Raw genomic sequence first — 20,869 nt, 5'->3', positions numbered from 1 at the left:
TATAAATTCCTTTCTTATTTAATTAGTTGGCACATCACGGAATGAAACGGCTTTGCCAATTTCACCAGCATTTTCTTTTTGAACAAAAGCATTCGCATTGACATAAGCAATGGCACCTGCTTTAAGCACATCAAAATCAATACCAGATGCGTTAAAAATTGTTCCTGTATCAACATTTTCAATTGAAACAGACACACGCGCTTGTGAATCAATACCGTCTGTTACAGCATCCATTGTGTAGCTGAGAAGGCGGACAGTTTGATTGAAGAATTTATCGACAGCGTTATAGATAGCTTCAACAGAACCTTTTCCATTTGCAATAACTTCAACTTCTTCACCGTCAGCGTTTACCATAAGTACTTCGGCTGTCACCGTATCATCAGCATTTGATGTTAATTTCAAATCGCCAAAGTGGAAGCCTTCTGGATTTTCAATTGCTGTTCCAGCAACCAAAGCTCTGATATCAGCATCTGTAATTTCATGTTTCTTATCAGCCAATTTTTTAAATTTGCCAAATAGCGTTGCAATTTCTGATTCTTCGAAAGCAAGTTCGAGTTCTTTCAATTTTTCAACGAAAGCATGACGACCTGAAAGTTTACCAAGCGGAAGCGAGTTGTGTTTGACTCCGACAAGCTCTGGCGTGATAATTTCATAAGTGAGTGGATTTTTAAGCACACCATCTTGGTGAATACCAGATTCATGTGAGAAGGCATTTCCGCCAACCACAGCTTTGTTCTTAGGAATTGAAATTCCTGAGAAGCGTGAAATCAATTCAGACGTATTGACCGTTTCGTTAAGGACAATATCAGATGTCGCTTGATAATAATCTTCACGGATATTAAGAGCTACTGCAATCTCTTCAAGTGCCACATTTCCAGCACGTTCACCAATACCATTGACTGTCCCTTCAACGCGTCCAGCACCATTTTTGATAGCTGCTAAAGTGTTGGCTGTCGCCATTCCAAGGTCATCATGACAATGTGGACTGAAGATAATCTCGCGGTCTGATTTTGTATTTTCAATCAAATATTTGAAGATGTTACCATATTCCTCTGGCGTTGTGAAACCAACCGTATCAGGAATATTGATGTAAGTTGCGCCAGCATCAACCGCTGTCTGAACAACTTGGAGAAGATAATCAAGTTCTGTACGAGTTGCATCTTCTGGAGAAAATTCGACCACATCAAATTTACTACGTGCATAAGTTACATGTTCTTTGATAATATCAAGAATTTCTTCTTTTGTTTTTTTCAATTTATATTCACGATGAATAGGACTTGTTGCAATGAACACGTGACATTGTGGGTATTTAGCATCTTTCAATGCTTCATAACAAGCATCAATATCTGATTTCACAGAACGTGCTAAACCTGACACCGCAGTTGTTGTCATTGCTGCTGAAATTTGACGAACCGCTTCAAATGAATCAGGACTAGCTGCTGGAAAACCAGCTTCAATTGAAGCAATACCCCATTTTTCAAGCTGTTTGGCAATTGCTACTTTTTCTTTGATTGAAAAATTAATACCTGGTGTTTGTTCGCCATCACGAAGAGTAGTATCAAGGAATTCAACTTTACGCATAATAACCTCTTTCTAATTATTAACAAAATCATTAAGATAAAAATAAAAACATCTCACGGACAAGCGAGATGTTTTTTATCCCGCTTGGTAAGCCAAACAGGACTAATGCTTTCATGCACTAGCCCTCATTACGCAATAGCAAGACTGTCATATTTGCGAATGTCATTGACTTAATTCCCTTCGATGTTTTTCGTTTTTTTACATAATACTCTTTTCTAGAATAAAAGTCAACAGAATAATCCAAATAAAATAAATTTTCTGAATACTTTCTGGGATTTTTACTAAATAGTTGATAATTTAGCTGAAAAAGAGAATCTTTCTGTTGATTGGTTATAAAAAGCCACCAAGCTTAGTTTGGTGGCTAGATTCTCTATTCACTACAAATCATTCTAAAATAGTTGCGATTTTAGTGTTGATAAGGTCGATAGCGACAACGTTTGATGCTCCTTCTGGGATGATAATGTCTGCATAGCGTTTTGTTGGTTCGATGAATTGGTGGTACATTGGCTTAACAACTGATGTGTATTGGTCAATAACGCTGTCAAGACTACGTCCACGTTCTTCCATATCACGTTTGATACGGCGAATAATACGGATATCGTCATCAGTGTCAACAAATAATTTAATATCCATCAAATCACGGAGGCGTTTATCTTCAAGAACCAAGATTCCTTCGACAATAAAAACATCTTGTGGTTCTTGGCGATATGTTTTTTCGCTACGCGTATGTTGTGTGTAATCATAAATTGGAATGTCAACAGGACGTCCTGCAATGAGTTCATTGATGTGTTCAATCATCAAATCCGTATCAAAAGCAAGTGGGTGGTCATAATTGGTTGACACGCGTTCTTCAAATGTCAGATGACTTTGGTCTTTATAGTAAGAATCATGTTGAATCATCGCAATCTTTTGGTCTTTAAAATTCGCCAAAATAGCCTTTGAAACACTGGTTTTTCCACCACCAGAGCCACCAGTCACACCAATAATAATAGGTTTTTTACGCATTTATTACTCCAAATCAAAAATATTTCCTATCTATTCTACTACATTTTTACCATTTTTTAAATGCTGAAAACTCTTACTTATTCACGAAATAAAAAAAGATTCCCTTTCTATGTTATAATAGGTGAAGATTACAAACATAGAAAAGGAAACTTATGATTTCACAATTTCCACAAGTCTGGCGAGAGCAGTTAGCTAATCTGAAATTTAGCGAGCTAACAGCTATTCAAAAACAAATTTTCGAGCCTATTTCACAAGGTGATAATGTCCTTGGTGTCAGCCCAACTGGTACAGGTAAGACACTAGCTTATCTTTTTCCAACACTTTTAAATGTGACACCCAAAAAATCACAACAATTATTGATTTTAGCACCAAATACCGAACTAGCAGGGCAAATTTTTGAGGTAACTAAAACATGGGCTGAGCCTCTAAATCTTACAGCACAGCTATTCATTTCTGGTTCTAGTCAAAAACGTCAAATCGAACGTTTGAAAAAAGGTCCAGAAATTCTTATCGGAACACCTGGGCGTGTTTTCGAGTTAGTCAAGCTCAAAAAAATCAAAATGATGAACGTTGACACAATCGTTTTGGATGAATTTGATGAATTACTAGGTGACTCTCAATATCATTTTGTTGAAAATATCATCAACCGTGTTCCACGTGACCACCAAATGGTTTACATGAGTGCAACTAATAAAGTTGACGCTGACGCACTCGCTGAAAATACGTTGACGATTGATTTGTCTGACCAAAAGCTGGAACAAATCGCTCATTATTACATTACCGTCGATAAACGTGACCGCCTTGAATTACTCCGCAAATTTTCAAATATTCCAGAATTCCGTGGCTTGGTCTTTTTCAACAGTCTTTCAGATTTAGGAGCTACTGAAGAACGTCTTCAATTTAATCGTGTTTCTGCTGTTTCTTTGGCTTCTGATATTAATGTCAAATTCCGTAAAGTCATTCTTGAAAAATTCAAAAATCATGACATTTCACTACTGTTGGCAACTGATTTAGTTGCCCGTGGGATTGATATTGAAAATCTCGAATACGTTATCAATTTTGACCTCGCTCGTGATAAAGAAGTCTATACTCATCGTGCAGGAAGAACTGGACGTATGGGAAAAGCTGGCGTTGTTATTACTTTCATTACGCACAAAGAAGAATTGAAAAAACTAAAAAAATACGCTCAAGTCTCAGAAGTTTATCTTAAAAATCAAGGACTTCATTTGAAAAAATAAGCCTTCAATACACTCAAAAAGCACACCCGATTGAGAATGTTCTCTTTCAGATGTGCTTTTTTTGTTAGAGGAAGGGATGACTAAACTTAAATTTATTAGTCTTTAGAGACTTTTCTTCGTTTCCAAATGCCTGCTGTTAGTGTCACTAAAGCAAAACCGAGAGCAAGAAGATAATTTTGTGTAACGCTTGATGTTTGAGGGAGCTCGTCGGTTGCTTTTGAACTTGCCAAAGGTTTAGCAGGAGTTGAAGCTTTAACTTCTTTATGAACGGTTACGACCCCTAGGGCAGCTACCTCTCCTCCTTTCTCGTTTTCACTGACCTGCGGTTCCACTTTCGGTGGTGTTTCTGGTTTGATGATCTCTTCAGGAAAGGAATGAGAGTTTCTTCTTTTGGAATATCAAGAGCTTCTTCTGATACTGTCTCCTGTACTTTAGAAGCTGCTGTTGCATTAGCTGTCGCCATGCTTTCAACACCACTTGCTCAATATTAGAAGCAGAGTCTGTTTGACTTAATCCTGCTACTTTTGACAGCTCCCACAAGGACTGAAACTAGTCCGACCTTGTACTTTCTAAAAGAGAATCTCTCTCTTATCCATAATAAACCTCCCAAAATGGTTATTTTATATTGACGGCTCGTCAATATAAAAAATATTAAAACACAAGTTTATTAAAAAAATAATATCTTTCTGAAAATTCTTTTATTTTTATCACGTTTTATAGTTATAGGTGTATGTATGAAATGTTTATAGTCAGATTTATTGACAAATAATGTGATAAATGATAAGAATTACCTAGTTTATAACCATTAGATAAATATTGTATTTTTATTGAATAAATATCAAAAAAAGTACCCGCTAGGGATACTTTTTCATCGAAGAAATAGTTTTTGTAAGAATATGACCTTATTTTAAATTGTTAATAACTCGTTCCAAACGTGAGATAGCTTCAACAGGCAGAGCTAGTTTAGGATTGTTTTGATTAAAAGACAATAGAAAATTCAAACGAATTTGCATCCGCGAACGAATCAATTGTTTATATTTAGCATCAAAACGGTGGACAGGATAGTCCTCTAATGCCAAATATTCAAAGCCTTCAATGGGGCCAAAAGCTTTAAAATCGACATTGCCATCAACAATTTTTTCAATGATATCTAAAGAAACTTCTTTTGGAATACCATTTCCCATGTAAAATCCCGTATTAATGATATAACAGTCAACACCACTAGCAAATAATGAACGGAATTTTTGATAATCTTCGACCAAAGGATAAACCCTAAATGGATTTGCAAATGGTTCAATAACCAATGATTGCTTGCTACCTTCAATATTTTCAGCGCTTGAACGTTTTGTCATCAATGTACAACCCATTGTCGCTGCCATGAGTGAATCATTAATTTTGATTAAAGGTGGCAATGAATCGTCTTTCATAATCCAAAAAATAGCATTAATTGGCTCCTCAATATGGTCAACACGATTTGGCGTTGCAAAACGTGATTTTACGGTACGTCCGTTCCCATTACGAATATCCTCGGTCATCAATTTTTGACGACCATTATCATCCAGCGTCACACCACAATTTTGAACAGTCACGAAAAAGTCTTGCTCTGGGTGTCCCGTTGGATAATCGTTGGTCTTATCAAAATAAGACGGTTCTAGCGCAATGGATGAGCCATCTTTTTCAGAAATAATAAAGGCATCATCATGCAACACTTTGATATCGTATTTTCCATTATGCTTAGCATGAGTCAACGTTGATTTTCCTGAACCAGATAAGCCAAAGAAAGAGGCAACATAATCATTTTTTTCCTCTTTTCCTTGGAAAATTTTCAAACCACCGTGGCAAGAAACATAGCCATTGCGTGCAGCTGTTCCCCAAGCCAACGTTAATGTCGCTTTTTTCAATTCTCCAAAATAATTCAAACCTAAAATAGCCACACAATTGTGATTCGTGTCAAAATAAGCTAAACCATCTGGATAATCTGGATGAGACCATTTAGGATCAAAAAAGACAAAAATATCATCTTCATCATACCGTTTAGAAACTTTTAAACGATTTTTAAATTCTTCATCTAAAATCTGAAAATTAAGCAACCATGAATAGAGATTGTTGATTTCTTCCTCAGGCACCATCAAATGTGCACGTACCATAAACTCTTCATCCAAACCAACAATAGCATCTGCTTTATAGAATTTGCGACTATGGGCTTGATAAACCGCACTTCGCACAATGGATAACAAGCGCTCATCTTCATCTGAATCCAAGCCATAAATACGACGTGCCTTAGCTGTTCTACCAACCACAGCTCCCGAATTTGTCAATAAAACTCGAGCATAGGACGGCAAGCCAAGTTCTTTTGTGTGAATGACAGGCATGTCCAGAATCACTGTTCCAGCAGCATTCGATGCCAATTGATAAGCCTCTTCTAAAGTCTTAATTGAAATGACCTGATTCTCATAAAATGCTGTTTCGACAATAGTTTTTAATGCAGAAAAATATGGACTTGCTTTGCGCATTTCCAAAGTTGAAAATTGATTACGTGTTACCATTTTCTACCTCCTATTGTATGGCTACCCTTATTTTATCACAATTGCATACGCTTTCATAACTAAAAGTGTAAAACCATTGCAAAAAAGAAAAATTTATAAAAATTTTCATGAAGAACACAATTTGTAACCATATTTCTAAACTAAAAAAAGTCAGAACAGAGCCGTTCTAACCTTCATCAAAAATTATTTTGCAATATCAAATACTGTAGATTTAACAGTAGTCATTGCTTCAATAGAGTATTTCACACCTTGTGTTCCAGCACCAGATTTCTTAGCACCAAGGAATGGGAAGTTATCTGTACCACGTTGTGTTTTGTTGTTGATGTGAACAGTACCCACTTCAAGTTGTTCAGCAATCTTGAATGCTAATGGGAAGTTATTTGTAAATACTGCTGCTTGAAGACCGTATTCAGATTTATTTGAAATTTCGACAGCTTCTTCTACTGAATTAACACGGATAACTGGAAGGACTGGGCCAAATGGTTCTTCCCAAGCCAAACGCATATCAGTTGTTACATTGTCAAACAATACTGGACTAATAAGATTACCTTCACGTTTGAATGAAATAACTTCTTTAGCACCCTTATCTTGAGCGTCTTTGATAAGACCTTCAACGTAGTCAGCTGCTTTTGTATCGATAAGCGGAGTAATATCAGCATCATCTTCAGGCATACCAACAGTCAAATCTTTAACAAGTTCTGAAACTTTGTCAACCAATTTATCTGCAACGCTATCCATAACAAGGACACGTTTAACGGCTGTACAACGTTGACCTGAGTAACCGTAAGCACCAGCAACGATGTTTTTAGCAGCCAAATCAAGGTCTGCATCTTCAAGAACGATAGCTGAGTCTTTCCCACCAAGTTCAAGCATAATTGGACGCATACCAGCCAATTTACCAATGTGTTCACCTACTGGTGTAGAACCTGTGAAGTTGATGTAGTTAACAGCTTCATGTTCAACGATGTAGTCACCGATTACTGAACCACGTCCTGTAATTGTGTTAAATACACCAGCTGGAAGTCCAGCTTCAGCAAATGCTTCAGCCAAAAGAAGACCTGAAATAGAACCTTGCGTAGGTGGTTTAAGGGCAACAACGTTCCCTGAAATAAGGGCAGGAGCAATCTTAGAACCTGCAAGGTTAATTGGATAGTTAAATGGTGAGATAGCGAGTACCAATCCTACTGGTTCGCGACGAACAATAGCGATCTTTTTCTTACTTGCTGCTTCAAAGCTTCCACCTTCAAGAACTTCACCTTCAAGACGGACACCTTCTTCAGCGGCATAATTAATGATTTCAGCTGTACGGATAACTTCACCCACTGCTGATTTGTAACCTTTAGCGATTTCTTTTGAAAGTACAGCACCGATTTTTTCAGCATCACGCACTAAAATATCAGCTGCTTTATGAAGGTAAGCTGCACGTTCTACGTATGAAAGCGCACGCCATTCTTTTTGAGCAGCTTTTGCAGAAGCGTAAACATAGTCAACTTCTTCTTGGCTCATTGCAGGTACAGAACCGAGTTCTTCACCTGTGGCAGGAGCATAAATTTTAATTTCTTCTTTAGAAAGTTTCCACTCTCCATTGACATAGTTTTTATATTGTTTAGTCAAGCTATATCTCCTTTTAAATGTGATAACTCCATTTTATCACTTTTTCTGCTTTTTTCAATATTTTAACACGAAAAAATTCAGAAAATTAAGACAAAATCTTTGCAATATCAAATTTTCATAATAATAAATTTATTGAATAAAGCTTTTTGTGGTAAAATACGAATTTCATCTGTATTATACAACTTAGAGTACACTCCAAGTCAAGGAGTTTGTTTTAAAAAATAAATTCTCCAGTAAACATTCTATTCATAAACCTTTAAAAATCAGCAGTTCCGACAAAAGTTGATTTTTCAGTTATTGGCTAAGCTAAAACGGCAGAAAAACCTCTACACATCTATCCGAAAAATCAAAAAAGAGTTCGGACAAAATAGTCCAAACCCTTTCTGATAATATTAACCACAATTAATCAAAATCAACATACTCTTTGCTAAGCTCAAGAACTTCTTCCATCGTTGAGCATTCTGTAAGAGCGCGATTTGCATATTCTTGCATTTTAGCTGTATCAAGTTTCTTCATAAGGCTACGTGTACGAAGAATTGATGTAGCTGACATAGAGAACTCATCAAGTCCCATTCCGACAAGAAGCGGAACAGCTTTCTGGTCACCAGCCATTTCACCACACATACCAGCCCATTTACCTTCAGCGTGTGCTGCTTTGATAACATTATTAATCAAACGAAGGATAGATGGGTTATATGGTTGGTAAAGGTATGAAACTTGTTCGTTCATACGGTCAGCGGCCATAGTGTATTGAATAAGGTCGTTTGTACCAATTGAGAAGAAGTCAACTTCTTTTGCAAATTGGTCAGCAAGCATAGCTGCTGCTGGGATTTCAATCATGATACCTACTTGGATATCATCTGCCACTGCAACACCTTCAGCTTTAAGGTTAGCTTTTTCTTCATCAAAGATTGCTTTAGCAGCACGGAATTCTTTAAGAAGTGCAACCATTGGGAACATAATACGAAGTTGTCCGTGAACAGATGCACGAAGAAGTGCACGAATTTGTGTACGGAACATTGCATTTCCTGTTTCTGAGATAGAAATACGAAGTGCACGGAATCCAAGGAACGGGTTCATTTCTTTTGGAAGGTCAAAGTATGGAAGTTCTTTATCCCCACCGATATCCATAGTACGAACCACAACCGGTTTACCATTCATGCCCTCAAGAACAGCCTTGTATGCTTCATATTGTTCATCTTCAGTTGGGAAATCTTGTGAATCCATATATAAGAATTCAGTACGATAAAGACCAACTGCTTCTGCACCATTAGCATTAACACCTTCAACGTCTTTAGGTGTTCCGATGTTGGCTGCCAATTCGAAGTGTTTACCATCAGCTGTTACTGTTTCGGCATCTTTAAGAAGAGCCCATTCAGCTTTTTGTTTAGCATATGCTTCACCAGCTGCTTTAAATTCAGCAATTTCTTCTTCTGTTGGATTGATAATCACATCCCCTGTGATACCATTTACTGCTACAATGTCGCCATCTTTAACGCGACTTGTGATATCGTTTGTTCCAAGAACAGCAGCGATTTCAAGAGTACGTGCCATGATAGCTGAATGACTTGTACGTCCACCAATGTTAGTAACAAAGGCTTTTACAAATTGTTTGTTTAATTGAGCAGTATCAGATGGCGTCAAGTCATGTGCAATAACAATTGATTCTTCATCAATTGTTGCAGGATTTGGAAGTTTAGCACCGATAAGGTGTGCCAATACACGTTTTGAAACGTCGCGGATATCCGCTGCACGCTCTTGCATGTACGGGTTATCTTCCATTCCCTCAAAGATAGTGATGAACATGTCAGTCACTTCTTTAAGGCCTGCTTCTGCATTCGTTTGTTTTGCACGGATAGTTTCTTTAATTTGACTGATCATTTCTGGGTCAGCAAGAACCATCAAATGTGCATCAAACACGGCAGCTGCTTCTTCACCTAGTGTTTCTACTGCTTTCTCACGAATAACAGAAAGCTCGTCTTGTGATGCTTTTAATGCGGCATCTAGGCGAGCTTCTTCTGCACTTGTATCTTCAACTGTAACAGTTTCAAATGACAAATCCGGTTGAACGAGTAGATACGCTTTAGCAACAGCAACACCATCAGATGCGGCAATTCCTTTAAGCATTTCTGTCATTTTATTAAGCCAATCCTTCTTTAGTCATTGTTTCTTCGATTGCTGCAAGTGCGTCATCTGCATCTGCACCTTCAGCAGAGATAGTAACGTCAGCACCTTGACCAACACCAAGGCTCATAACACCCATGATAGATTTAAGGTTTACAGCTTTACCTTTGTAATCAAGAGTGATGTCTGAAGCAAATTTGCTAGCTGTTTGAACAAGCAAAGTAGCTGGACGTGCGTGAATTCCTGTTTCTGCAACAATGTGAAAATCTTTTGAAGCCATATTATGGTTCTCCTTTTTATTTGTTTTTTTCGAATTATCATATGATAACCCTTACAAGACATGATTATAGCATATTCCTATTTTTATTTCAATACTTACACGTTTTTGTGCGCGCTTTCTTTTCTGATAATTTTTGATTTTGCTTATTTGCAACACCTACTCAAAAAGCTGATTTAGAGGTAGATTTGAACATTTTTTGTAGAAATTGACAAAAGTATCTATCAAATTAAGCATCCTAAAATAAATTCTCTTTTTTCTGTGGTATAATGAAAATCAGAAAAATGTCATGGTAAGCGGTATAAAATTTTTAATTCATTTTCTTTGTTTTTATGGAAAATACTGAAATTCGTGCTTACTTACAAACATCTTACACTTCTGTTGAATTTGAGACAATTTCTGATGAATACCTAGAGAACAGTATTCCACATATTGATATGATATTGGAGAATAAACATGAACAACACTTTTAAAGAAATTTTAGAAAAAATAAAAGCTTACGATACCATTATTATCCACCGTCATCAACGTCCCGACCCTGATGCTCTCGGTAGCCAAGTCGGGCTTCGTGATATTATCAGACATAATTTTCCAGAAAAAAAAGTCTTGGCGACTGGGAAAGACGAGCCAACACTTACTTGGTTAACAAAAATGGATACTGTCTCTGATGATGATTACCAAGGCGCTTTAGTTATTGTTACCGATACTGCAAACACGCCACGTGTTGACGATGACCGCTATACAAAAGGTGACTTTCTGATTAAAATCGACCATCACCCTAATGACGATGCTTACGGTGATTTGCTTTATGTTGATACAACTACTTCTAGCGCTAGCGAAATCATCACCGATTTTGCCCTTTCAACTAGTCTAGCTTTATCAAATGAGGCAGCTCGCCTGCTTTATTGTGGTATTGTCGGTGATACTGGACGTTTCCTTTATCCTGCAACAACGAGCAAAACCCTCTCAATTGCGAGCAAACTACGCGAATATGATTTTGATTTTTCAACACTAGCTCGCCAAATGGACTCATTTTCATTTAAAATTGCTAAACTTCAAGGATACGTTTTTGACAATCTTGAAGTTGATGAAAATGGCGCTGCTCGTGTGGTATTGACACAGGATATCATGAAAAAATTCAACGTAACAGATGCTGAAACATCTGCCATCGTTGGAACTCCTGGAAAAATCGATTGTATCCAATCATGGGCAATTTTTGTCGAACAAACTGATAAACATTATCGTGTGCGCCTCCGTAGTAAATCACAGGTTATCAATGAAATTGCTAAACGTCATGACGGAGGCGGACACCCATTAGCCAGCGGAGCTAATTCTTATAGCCTTGAAGAAAACGACGAAATCTACCAAGAAATCAAAGACTTACTAACATCAAAAGACTAAGCTATCTCTTGATAGGCTTGACTTTTAGACAAGTTGATTTTAATTCAATTAATTTGTCTAAAAGTCTTGTCAAATATCGCATTATTTGATAAACTATAGAAGTTAAAATAACTATGGTGCGTCAAAAAAGCACCATGGCAGAAAGGAAATCTTTTAACAATGAAACAAAACATCCATCCAGAATACCGTCCAGTTGTGTTCATGGACACAACTACTGGTTACAAATTCCTTAGCGGTTCTACAAAATCTTCTAACGAAACTGTAGAATTTGAAGGCGCTACTTATCCACTTGTACGTGTGGAAATCTCATCAGATTCTCACCCATTCTACACTGGACGCCAAAAATTCACACAAGCAGACGGTCGTGTGGATCGCTTCAACAAAAAATACGGTCTCAAATAAGAAACCGCATTTTACAGGAAAGCCATTTTCGAGCAATCGAAATTGGCTTTTTTTATTTAGCGAATTGTCAAATTAAGTGCACATTTATCCCATAAAAAACTTCATAAGGTGTTTTCCAGTTTAGACATTTTCGTGGTCTGTTGTTTAATTTATTTTCCCATTCCTGAATAATCAAGTGTTCTACCTCTGTTAAGTCACTTCCTTTTGGAAAATACTCTCGCAATAAGCCATTTGTATTCTCATTTGTTCCTCGTTGTCAAGGAGCATGAGAATCAGGAAAATAGACTTCGACATTTAGTTTCTCGGTGAGTTCAGGATATCCTGAGAATTCCTTACCTCTATCAGGAGTCACTGTTTCTTTTGGTAGAGATGCTAACATATTTACCATGGCTTCTATAACCAATTTACTTTTCTTGACAGCTACTTTCTGAATTTTGAGGAAGCGGGAATGCCTATCAGTGAGTGTTACTAGGCAAGCTTTTCCAGTCTTTCCAGCAACAGTATCGGCTTCCCAATCACCTATTCTCGAGCGTTCATTAGCTGCTATTGGTCTCTCATGAATGGTATGAGAAATAGGAATTTTTCCTCGCTTTTCCACATGGGATTTTGTATGGCGTGTTTTACCATGGTGACGAAGTTTGCGAACAACCCCACGAGCACCATGTAAAAGAGGCGTGTCGTCAAAGTGACCGCGATAGATAGCTCTATAAATGGTTTGATAACTAATGACGTGTCTTTCTCGTTCTAAACGTAATCGCCCCTCAATTTCTTCTGGCGACCATTGACACTCAAGAAAAAGATGCTTGACGATCTGACTGTGTTCAGTGTCTATTTCTAATTTCCTTTTTCGCCCACAATGCGATTTAGCGAGATGATAAGCTGTTTGTGCCCTACTATAGTTGCCTTGTTTGGAATGACGTTTTAATTCACGGCTAATACTTGAGGGGTGCCGATGTAATAGTCGTGCTATTTGAGAAAAGGTCATCCCTTTAAGTACGATAAATCAGAATACTTTCTCGTTCATCTATGGTAAAATGATGGTAGCTCATAAGATTTCCTTTCGTAAGATGTTTGTTCAATCCTATTTTACTAGAAAAATCTTATGAGTTTTTATTGTGCACTTATATTGTAAATTCAAGATATAAAAAATCCCATTATTCCCGACAAATGACAGAAATATAGCAAAAAAGCCCCAACCAATAGGACTTTTTTGCTATATTATACCGGCGGCCGGGGTCGAACCGGCACGTCCTTGCGGACACTGGATTTTGAGTGCGATACCGATATTTTTTTAAGCCAGAGATGCTAATTTAGTAGGCTTACTATCACTTAATTTCTTTAAAAATATGAAAGTTTTCTTCTTTTTAGATACTTTTTAGAAACTCTATAAAGATAATAAAAAATTTTGGGTATAGAAATTTGAGGTTAGTTAAAGAAAGCATCTAAAGTCTTATAAATTTTGTCATATCATGGGGTTTATCATTTTTTATTTGTTATAGAAAATCAGACTAAATTAGATTTTATTGACCAAAAATTGACCAAATTTTGGTATTTTAAATGTGAGTACAAAATAGAATTTATTAAAAAAGTAATAGATTCTGCTGTGTATTTACTATTTATTATAAAATGGCAACATTTCTGTTTGGGCTAGCCCAAACAGTATAACTAACGAGTTCTAGTCTATCAATGAACTTGTTGTCTTATAACCCTTACTAAACTTAATGACATTGGGTTTGGTCTATCCTACCTATTTATCAAAAGTTAGGGGTGTTAAACTGTATTCTCTAATCGAATCTTGCCACCTTTGGGTAGTATTGTATAATGTAGATCAACGATTTTGTTGTTTAAAGTTACCCTTGAAACAACGAGATTTTCTAGACATCAGATTCTTCTTACTTAGTATAGAACACTCTATAAATTCTGTCTAGTTTAATGCAATATTCATTTTACTCGTTACTCGGAAATTGTATCAAAAAAAATAAGCATTTCTCCTGTCTCTCAAAGCGGTAAAGAATCCCTTCGTGCTCCAATAAGCTTTTAACTACAAAGAGGCCTAGACCAGAGCCCTGTGCCCTTTTATTGCTAGTATTCAAGAAGGATTGGGTAAATTTTTCTTGTTCCTCTGGATTACAGCTGTTTTCAATGGAAATCCAGCCCTCCTTCTCAGCGATCCTCACGTAACCACCTTGAGTAGAATGCTTGATGGCATTGCTGAGAAGATTAGACAGGATAAGTTTGAGAACAGAGGGGTTGAGGTAAGCCTGCTGGTTCGTCAGTTGATTTTGCACCAAAAGCTTCCGCTCTTTGGCAAGTAGGCTGTAGTCCTGTATTAGCTCTTTTGTTATATCCAGCAAAGAAACCTCTTCTTTTTCGTCTCGTAGCTCCTGAACGGAAGAAAGGGTTAATATTTGCAAGACATTATGGCTGAGTTCATCAACTATTTCTGAAGCCACAGCTAGGTAGCGGTCTCGGTCTTTATAGCGTCCTATATTCTCTTGCATATTTTCAATGAGGATTTTCAGGCTAGTGAGGGGTGTTTTTAGTTCATGTGAGGCCCCACGCAAAAACTCCACCTTCATGTGTTCAAGCTGGAGAACAGCCGCATTTTTCTCGTGCAAATCTGCAATGACCGTCAAGAGATGTTGGTAGAGACTATTGATTTGTTCCTTTAAATCGCCAATCTCATCTTTGGAATCCACACGCAGACGAACCTCGGCATCTAAGTCCATCATGCGGCGAGTCACCCGCTTGATTTCTAAAATCGGTGCGACAATGGTGCGAGCATAGATGTAGGCGATAAGCAGTGAAATCAGAAAAGAAGCCAGCAAGGTGTAAGGAAGAAACTGAAGACTAATCTGCTCTGCCTCCTTTTGCAAATCCATAGAAGCTAGAAACTGGAGAGTCATGCTTTGACCGTCCTGAGTCGTTACCTCTCGCTCCTCGATGACCACAGAGGTCGTCTGGCGGTCAGGGTCCAAGGGAATACCCTCTGCGATCTCTATCCCGTCCTCTGTCACCTCCCCCTTGACTGAAATCAGGATGTCACTGGTCTCGGAGTAAACAGCCAGCACCCGCTCAATCGTCCTCTTATCCTGTCCTTCAAGTGACTGGGCAATCTTAGTTGCCTTTTTGACAATGACTTCCCGCCTGTTACCCTGATAGGTGATGGGAAAGAGAAAATATATGGCCAAGTGGAGGCAAATGACCAGAATACTAAAAATGGAGAAAGTGTAGATAAAAATCTTTTTAAATAAACTGAGTCGCTTCATTTTCTCTCCAATTTATAGCCAACATTTCTGACGGTATGGATACAATCTAGGTGCAACTTTTTGCGCAAGCCCTTGATGTAGACATCAATCACTCGTTCAAAAGGAACCTCATCTGTTGCCTTCCACACTGCATCAATAATCTGTGATCGTGTCAAGACACGTCCTTCATTTTTGACCAAATAATCTAGAATTTCTAATTCTTTGGCATTAATAGCCACTTCTTCTCCTGCTAGACTTGCACTGTAACTCTCAAAGTCCACTCGCGTATCCTTGTAAATAAAGACTCGTCCCTTATCATAATAGCGCTTAAAAATCGCATCCACTCTCACTTTTAAAAGAGATAGAGAAAAGGGTTTCTCCAGATAACCATCCGCTAAGGAAGCAAAAGCACCCATCTTGTATTCTTCGTCCTGAAAAGCTGTCAACATCAGAACAGGAACCTGACTGGTTTTACGAATCTCAGCTAAGACTTCTAAGCCACTGAGCTTAGGCATTTGAATATCCAGTAATACCAGAGCAATTTCATAACTAGAAAATTGCTCCAAGGCCTCCTGACCATCTGCTGCCTGAATAGTTTCATAGCCACAGTCTGTCAAATAATCACTAATCCCCTCACGGATCATATCTTCATCTTCTACAATTAAAATCTTCATAGAAAAATATTTCTCATTCCTTTAAATTTCTTTTCAATCATCTCCATTCTAAAGACAAGTGCAGTTATGGAGAGTAGACACATAAAAATGCTACCTATATTATACCCCATTTAGGGGAGAATAGGTAGCAAGTTTTTTTATTCAATATCGAGCAAGAGTTCTTTTGGTTGTTTTCTGAGGAGATTGCTTGAAGCAAGTGCCATCACTAACACAACTAAAACTAAGGCAAGAATAAAGACGATGATAAAGTCTGATGTCTGAATAGAAATGTCTAGGCTTGATAGAGTTTTACTAAATCCATCTACTTCTGCACCACCACCAAGGTTAGAAGCTTGAGCCGCCTTGCTGGCTTGTTTGGCAACTCCAGAAGTCACATTGGCAAGAACCGTATTTCCAATAGCACGAGCTGTATAGTTGGCTAGGAAATAAGCAGAAACAAGAGCTGGGATTGCAATCAAGATAGATTCGGTAATAAATTGACCCAAGATACTTGCTTGTTTGAGACCAATAGAGAGGAGAATTCCCACTTCTTTGCGTCTAGCATTAATCCAGAGACTAAGAAGAAGGGCTAATAGGAGAACAGAGAAGCTCAAGCTACCCCAGAAGAGGAGGTTGGCCATCTTGTACATACCTGAGATAGACTGCTCAAGAGCTGGGTAGTTAGAGGAGCTCTTAACGAGGGTATAGTTCTTCCAGTTGATACCACTGATACCATTCAACTCCTTCATGACATCATCCAAGTTCTTGTCCGCTGTTACAAAGAAAGTTGCATCCTCATAAATAGCAGTTTCTTCTGTGTAGCCGTATAGTTTAGCAGCTGTATGGATGTCTGTAATAGCTGTATTTTCGTAGAGCTCTTGTGAGTAGGTAACCGCAGACTTATTGTGACCATCAAAGAGACCCTTGATTGTTACTTCAACCGTTTCTTTAGCGCCTTTTTCATTATCAGCATCATAAATATTGGAGTCAAGTTTGACCTTATCTCCTACTTTCCAACCATGTTTTGCTGCTAAATCCTTATGCATAAGGATTTTGTCCTTGTCATCATTGGTTAAGTGCTCTCCTTCAACCAATTTATAAGAACCTGAGACGAACTTATCTTCTTTTGATGAATCGTTGACACCTGTCAGCATCAAACTACTTCCAAAACGTTTAGCACGATCAGCAGTTAGATTTTTCTTGGTCTCTGGCGTTTCGATGAGGTCATATCCAGTCAAATCCCCGATAGCATTGATTCGCTTCACATAAGATTCAATAGCCTTGTTTTCAGTGATTTTTTTGATGTCTTCACCCTTAATATTTCCTGCACCACGTGGCGTTCCTTGATTAACGCGACGGTTAATTTGCATGGAAAAACTATTGGTGATATTTTTAAAAGTCTCCTGAGAAGCCTTGGCCGTAGCTCCCTTGATCGACAAACCGACTAAACTCAAGCTCGCCATGAGGAGAATGATAAGGAAGATAACAATAGATTTGAAAAACTTCCTTGTGACATAGGCAAATGCGTTGTGTAACATAGTTTCCCTTTCTAGATTTAATTCGATTTTATAGTTCTATCAAAACAAGTTCATATTATTTGCTAGTATTGCGAGCTTCAGTAAGCTTTTTATCCTTCAATTCAAGTGTAATATCTGACGCTTGTGCCACTTCTTTACTGTGGGTTACGACGATAACACATTTACCTGTTTTTTGGGCAAGTGATTTGAGAAGGTCGATAATATCTCCAGCAGTCTTAGGATCCAGATTTCCTGTTGGCTCATCAGCTAGAATAACTGGAGCTTCTGAAACAAGACTGCGAGCGATGGCTACACGTTGTTGTTGTCCACCTGATAACTGGAGAACATTCCGCTTGATCTGGCTTTCATCCAAACCAAGCTCAAGAAGTATATCCTTGCTTATCTTTTTGTTGACCAAGCGGATATTTTCCAGTGGAGAAAGATAATCTATCAAGTTATAATTTTGAAAGACTAGGGAAATATGATGCATACGATGATAAGAATATCCCTTGTTACGAATATCCTCTCCTTGGAAAAGGATAGTTCCTTCGACAGGGCTATCTAAGCCAGCAAGAAGGGACAATAGAGTGGATTTCCCTGCTCCAGACTCCCCAATGATGCTATAAAATTTTCCGGGTTCAAAATTATACTTGATCTGATATAAAACTGCTTCAGCAGTGTTCTTATAACGGTAGGTAACATCTTGTAATTCTAATAAAGTCATGATTTCTCCTTCTTAACTAATAGACGATAAAATTTCCTTCGGTGTTTTTCTAAATAAAAAGATAAAACAGAGAGTGACAGACAAGCAACTAATTAGTAGCAAAAATACATAGGATTCTGTAAATGATAGGATGCTACTGGGTAAGCCACTTGCTTTGGCTAGGGTGTCTTGAAGAGCTGCCTGTTCTCCACTTGCGAGTAGAGTTCGAAGCAGGTAGGACGTAATGGCATTTCCTGCAATAAAGGATGGAAGCAGAGCTCCAACTGATACCAAAACCACCTCTAAACAGAACTGTAGGAAAATCGAACTTTTCCCTTTTCCAAGTGACAATAGGATTCCGACCTCATAAACCCGCTCTCTCAACCAGAGAGACAAGACCAAAATCAAAGCTCCTGCTCCTGCTATCATAATCCCATAGAGGAAGATGGTCAGGAAGGTTTGGAAGGTCGCAACTGAATCTTTAATTTGCTCAAATGCCTTGTTTTCCTTCTCTACTTGGTAACCTTGATTTTCCAGAGACAAGTTTGCCACTTGTTTCAAGAGGCCATCCATTTCCTTGGGATTTTCTAGGTAGAAACGAGCTGCGCTGACTTGAGGTTCGCTATTTCCCAAGAGACTTTGACTGCTTTCATAGTCGGTAAAGACATTATTTTCACTAAAATCAGAGGACATGCCCGTAAATTTCTCTTGCTTTTTACCAGAAAAAATTCCTACAATCTCAAACTCAACGGTTTGTCCCTTTCCTGATTCAGACTGACCTGCATCTAAGCGAATCTTGTCATTGAGAGAGAGACCATTTTTCTTGGCCAATTCTTCGTGAATCAAGATTTTTTTTGAATCCCCTTTTTGAAGGTGGCGTCCTTCTTTTAGGTTAAAGGCCGAACTTGTAAAGGTTACATCCCTGGAAGAATCCTCTAACGCAGTTAAGCTGACCAAGTTCTCGTCTGCAGCTGACAAGTCATCACGTTCTACGCTCTGCTCACCACTCACTGCTTCCTTATCTTTTAGTTTTGCGATTGTTTCTAATTCTGGTGAAACATTTTCAAGTCCCTTAATCTTTCTCACAGACTCTAAGTCTGATAACTTGAAAGTCTGACCATCCTCTATCTTCTTAATGGAAAAAGATGTATTGAGCGTTTTGTAAAGATTGTTTTCTACTATTTCGTTGGACTTCATCAGAGTCAAACAGGCTGAAATTCCGGCCAAAAGGACGAATAAAATCAGAAATAAAATAAAACTTCTCAGTCGTTTTCTGCTGACATAAGCCCAAGCTCTTTGGATTGGATTCATCTAATACCTCCATCATTAATGACTTCACCTAGTTTTCTACTCACCTAGACATTGATTTGTCTTAACCGATCCTAAGTTCTACATCTACTAAACTAACTATAAGTCTATTATAAAAGGCAATTATGAAGTGTTTATGAAATCTACAAAAAAGTTCTAAGTGAATCGGTTACACTAAACTAGACAGAATTTATAAAGTGTTCTACACTAAAGAAAACAGGAGAACAGATATGTCTAGAAAAATACGTCGCCACTTCACCGATGACTTTAAGCAACAAATTGTTGACCTCCGCAATGCTGAAATGAAACGAAGTGAGCTTATCAAAGAATATGAGTTAACGCCCTCAACCTTCGATAAGTAGGTCAGACAAGCCAAACTAACGGGTTCCTTCAAGTCTGTTGATAATATGACAGATGAACAACGGGAACTGATTCAACTCAGAAAATGCATTTACATCGCTTTGAACAGCAAAAAAGCGAGAACATCATTTGTTCTCGCTAGAGCTTAACTTTGCCACCCACTACAGTTGACAAAGAGCCCTCTTTCCTATTCTATTGACTAATGAAGCGAAGCCATGCTTCGTCTTCTGCTAGAATGGCTGCTGTTGTGTAAGAGCCACGATATTCATTCCAGACATGGTCTGAATTGTCCTCGCTACTTGTTTCTTCCTCTGTGCTTGCTGGTTCATCATAGACTGTCAAACCATATTGCTCAATTAAAGCATTTAATTTATCAGCGTAAGATGTGTCTGTGGCATACAAACCAGTCAAGGCTGCCGTGGCGTCTTGGTAAGATGTTGTGTTAGACTTCCACGTTCCAGAATACAAATCCCAACTAAGCAAATTAGCGTAATCATTCAACGAATCGCTTAAACTATCATATGACCTGAATGCTTGGTCAACTTCGTAAGTATTGCCATTTCCGTCATCTTCCCAAGTTAGCATGGTCACAGAATTGCCATTGTAACTCCCCTTGATACCAAAGAAATTATAATAAGGAGACTGGCTGAGCGCAGACTGCCCACTACTTGATTCTAAGACAGCTTGTGCAATCATCACAGAAGCGTAGAGGTTACGATCTTGCCCAATTTGTCGTGCTGTTTCGCCAATGCTTGCAATAAAATCAGCTGTTGCTGTATCTGATGTTTCCGAAGATTCTGCGACAACCGCTTTTGTAGAATGTTGAAAACAAAGGTTAACGCCCAAGGTAATACCAGTAACCAAAGTTGCGCAGGTTAAAAAGAACTTTGTA

17 protein-coding genes and 2 pseudogenes are annotated in these 20,869 nt (G+C 38.1%); 4 read left to right on the top strand and 15 right to left on the bottom strand.

Going from position 1 to position 20,869, the window contains the following annotated elements:
* Positions 1-18: 18 nt before the first annotated feature.
* Positions 19-1,581, bottom strand: coding sequence for a 2-isopropylmalate synthase (locus tag CCC20_RS09585; RefSeq protein WP_003064020.1), 1,563 nt, complete (start codon positions 1,579-1,581; stop codon positions 19-21).
* Between the two features lie 384 nt (positions 1,582-1,965).
* On the bottom strand, positions 1,966-2,586 hold the full coding sequence (gene udk / locus CCC20_RS09580) for a uridine kinase (protein WP_003064019.1): 621 nt from the start codon (positions 2,584-2,586) through the stop codon (positions 1,966-1,968).
* 152 nt (positions 2,587-2,738) lie between these two features.
* Here udk and CCC20_RS09575 point away from each other — a divergent pair, with 152 nt between their 5' ends.
* Complete coding sequence (locus tag CCC20_RS09575) at positions 2,739-3,824, top strand: DEAD/DEAH box helicase (protein ID WP_003064018.1); 1,086 nt, start codon at positions 2,739-2,741, stop codon at positions 3,822-3,824.
* A 95-nt stretch (positions 3,825-3,919) separates the two neighbouring features.
* Here CCC20_RS09575 and CCC20_RS09570 read toward each other — a convergent pair whose 3' ends face one another.
* The 6 genes from CCC20_RS09570 to CCC20_RS09550 all read right to left on the bottom strand — a co-directional run bounded on the left by CCC20_RS09570 (position 3,920) and on the right by CCC20_RS09550 (position 10,388).
* Positions 3,920-4,156, bottom strand: coding sequence for an LPXTG cell wall anchor domain-containing protein (locus CCC20_RS09570; protein ID WP_003064017.1), 237 nt, complete (start codon positions 4,154-4,156; stop codon positions 3,920-3,922).
* Between the two features lie 155 nt (positions 4,157-4,311).
* Positions 4,312-4,434, bottom strand: coding sequence for a YSIRK-type signal peptide-containing protein (locus CCC20_RS11430; RefSeq protein WP_160312949.1), 123 nt, complete (start codon positions 4,432-4,434; stop codon positions 4,312-4,314).
* A gap of 292 nt (positions 4,435-4,726) precedes the next feature.
* Positions 4,727-6,370 (bottom strand): phosphoenolpyruvate carboxykinase (ATP), encoded by a 1,644-nt coding sequence (locus CCC20_RS09565; protein WP_003064015.1) that lies wholly within the window; start codon positions 6,368-6,370, stop codon positions 4,727-4,729.
* A gap of 183 nt (positions 6,371-6,553) precedes the next feature.
* A complete protein-coding gene (locus tag CCC20_RS09560) occupies positions 6,554-7,984 on the bottom strand; it encodes an NADP-dependent glyceraldehyde-3-phosphate dehydrogenase (protein ID WP_003064014.1) in 1,431 nt (476 codons plus the stop codon).
* Positions 7,985-8,386: 402 nt separating this feature from the next.
* The gene (ptsP, locus tag CCC20_RS09555) at positions 8,387-10,120 is read right to left on the bottom strand and encodes a phosphoenolpyruvate--protein phosphotransferase (protein WP_003064012.1); all 1,734 of its coding nucleotides are present in this window, start codon (positions 10,118-10,120) and stop codon (positions 8,387-8,389) included.
* A 4-nt stretch (positions 10,121-10,124) separates the two neighbouring features.
* Positions 10,125-10,388: a phosphocarrier protein HPr gene (locus CCC20_RS09550; RefSeq protein WP_003064009.1), complete on the bottom strand. Its 264-nt coding sequence runs from the start codon at positions 10,386-10,388 to the stop codon at positions 10,125-10,127.
* Between the two features lie 453 nt (positions 10,389-10,841).
* On the opposite strand from CCC20_RS09550, the gene CCC20_RS09545 reads away from it, so the two are divergent.
* Both CCC20_RS09545 and CCC20_RS09540 read left to right on the top strand, forming a co-directional pair.
* Positions 10,842-11,786 (top strand): DHH family phosphoesterase, encoded by a 945-nt coding sequence (locus CCC20_RS09545; protein ID WP_287180118.1) that lies wholly within the window; start codon positions 10,842-10,844, stop codon positions 11,784-11,786.
* A gap of 159 nt (positions 11,787-11,945) precedes the next feature.
* On the top strand, positions 11,946-12,188 hold the full coding sequence (locus tag CCC20_RS09540; RefSeq protein WP_003064003.1) for a type B 50S ribosomal protein L31: 243 nt from the start codon (positions 11,946-11,948) through the stop codon (positions 12,186-12,188).
* Positions 12,189-12,255: 67 nt separating this feature from the next.
* Here the strand turns inward: CCC20_RS09540 and CCC20_RS09535 are convergent.
* The 6 genes and pseudogenes from CCC20_RS09535 to CCC20_RS09510 all read right to left on the bottom strand — a co-directional run bounded on the left by CCC20_RS09535 (position 12,256) and on the right by CCC20_RS09510 (position 19,620).
* Positions 12,256-13,237 (bottom strand): annotated as a pseudogene (locus tag CCC20_RS09535) (IS30 family transposase).
* 897 nt (positions 13,238-14,134) lie between these two features.
* A complete protein-coding gene (vncS, locus tag CCC20_RS09530; protein ID WP_270620172.1) occupies positions 14,135-15,457 on the bottom strand; it encodes a sensor histidine kinase VncS in 1,323 nt (440 codons plus the stop codon).
* Positions 15,454-16,110 (bottom strand): response regulator transcription factor VncR, encoded by a 657-nt coding sequence (gene vncR / locus CCC20_RS09525; RefSeq protein ID WP_270620171.1) that lies wholly within the window; start codon positions 16,108-16,110, stop codon positions 15,454-15,456. The genes vncS and vncR overlap by 4 nt, the downstream gene beginning before the upstream one ends.
* A 137-nt stretch (positions 16,111-16,247) precedes the next feature.
* The gene (gene vex3, locus CCC20_RS09520) at positions 16,248-17,627 is read right to left on the bottom strand and encodes an ABC transporter permease subunit Vex3 (protein ID WP_270620170.1); all 1,380 of its coding nucleotides are present in this window, start codon (positions 17,625-17,627) and stop codon (positions 16,248-16,250) included.
* Positions 17,628-17,682: 55 nt separating this feature from the next.
* On the bottom strand, positions 17,683-18,330 hold the full coding sequence (vex2, locus tag CCC20_RS09515) for an ABC transporter ATP-binding subunit Vex2 (RefSeq protein WP_013851647.1): 648 nt from the start codon (positions 18,328-18,330) through the stop codon (positions 17,683-17,685).
* Positions 18,331-18,342: 12 nt separating this feature from the next.
* Positions 18,343-19,620 (bottom strand): ABC transporter permease, encoded by a 1,278-nt coding sequence (locus tag CCC20_RS09510; RefSeq protein WP_003063981.1) that lies wholly within the window; start codon positions 19,618-19,620, stop codon positions 18,343-18,345.
* 227 nt (positions 19,621-19,847) lie between these two features.
* Here CCC20_RS09510 and CCC20_RS09505 point away from each other — a divergent pair.
* Positions 19,848-20,063, top strand: a pseudogene (locus CCC20_RS09505) (transposase); the annotation flags it as partial.
* Between the two features lie 106 nt (positions 20,064-20,169).
* On the opposite strand, the gene CCC20_RS09500 reads toward CCC20_RS09505, so the two are convergent.
* The gene (locus CCC20_RS09500; RefSeq protein ID WP_041973938.1) at positions 20,170-20,841 is read right to left on the bottom strand and encodes a glucosaminidase domain-containing protein; all 672 of its coding nucleotides are present in this window, start codon (positions 20,839-20,841) and stop codon (positions 20,170-20,172) included.
* Between the last annotated feature and the right edge of the window lie 28 nt (positions 20,842-20,869).

It is taken from the genome of Streptococcus sp. LMAG:39 (assembly GCF_008680485.1).
In the GTDB taxonomy this organism is placed as follows: domain Bacteria; phylum Bacillota; class Bacilli; order Lactobacillales; family Streptococcaceae; genus Streptococcus; species Streptococcus pasteurianus.
This window is presented reverse-complemented; position numbering and strand designations above follow the sequence as displayed.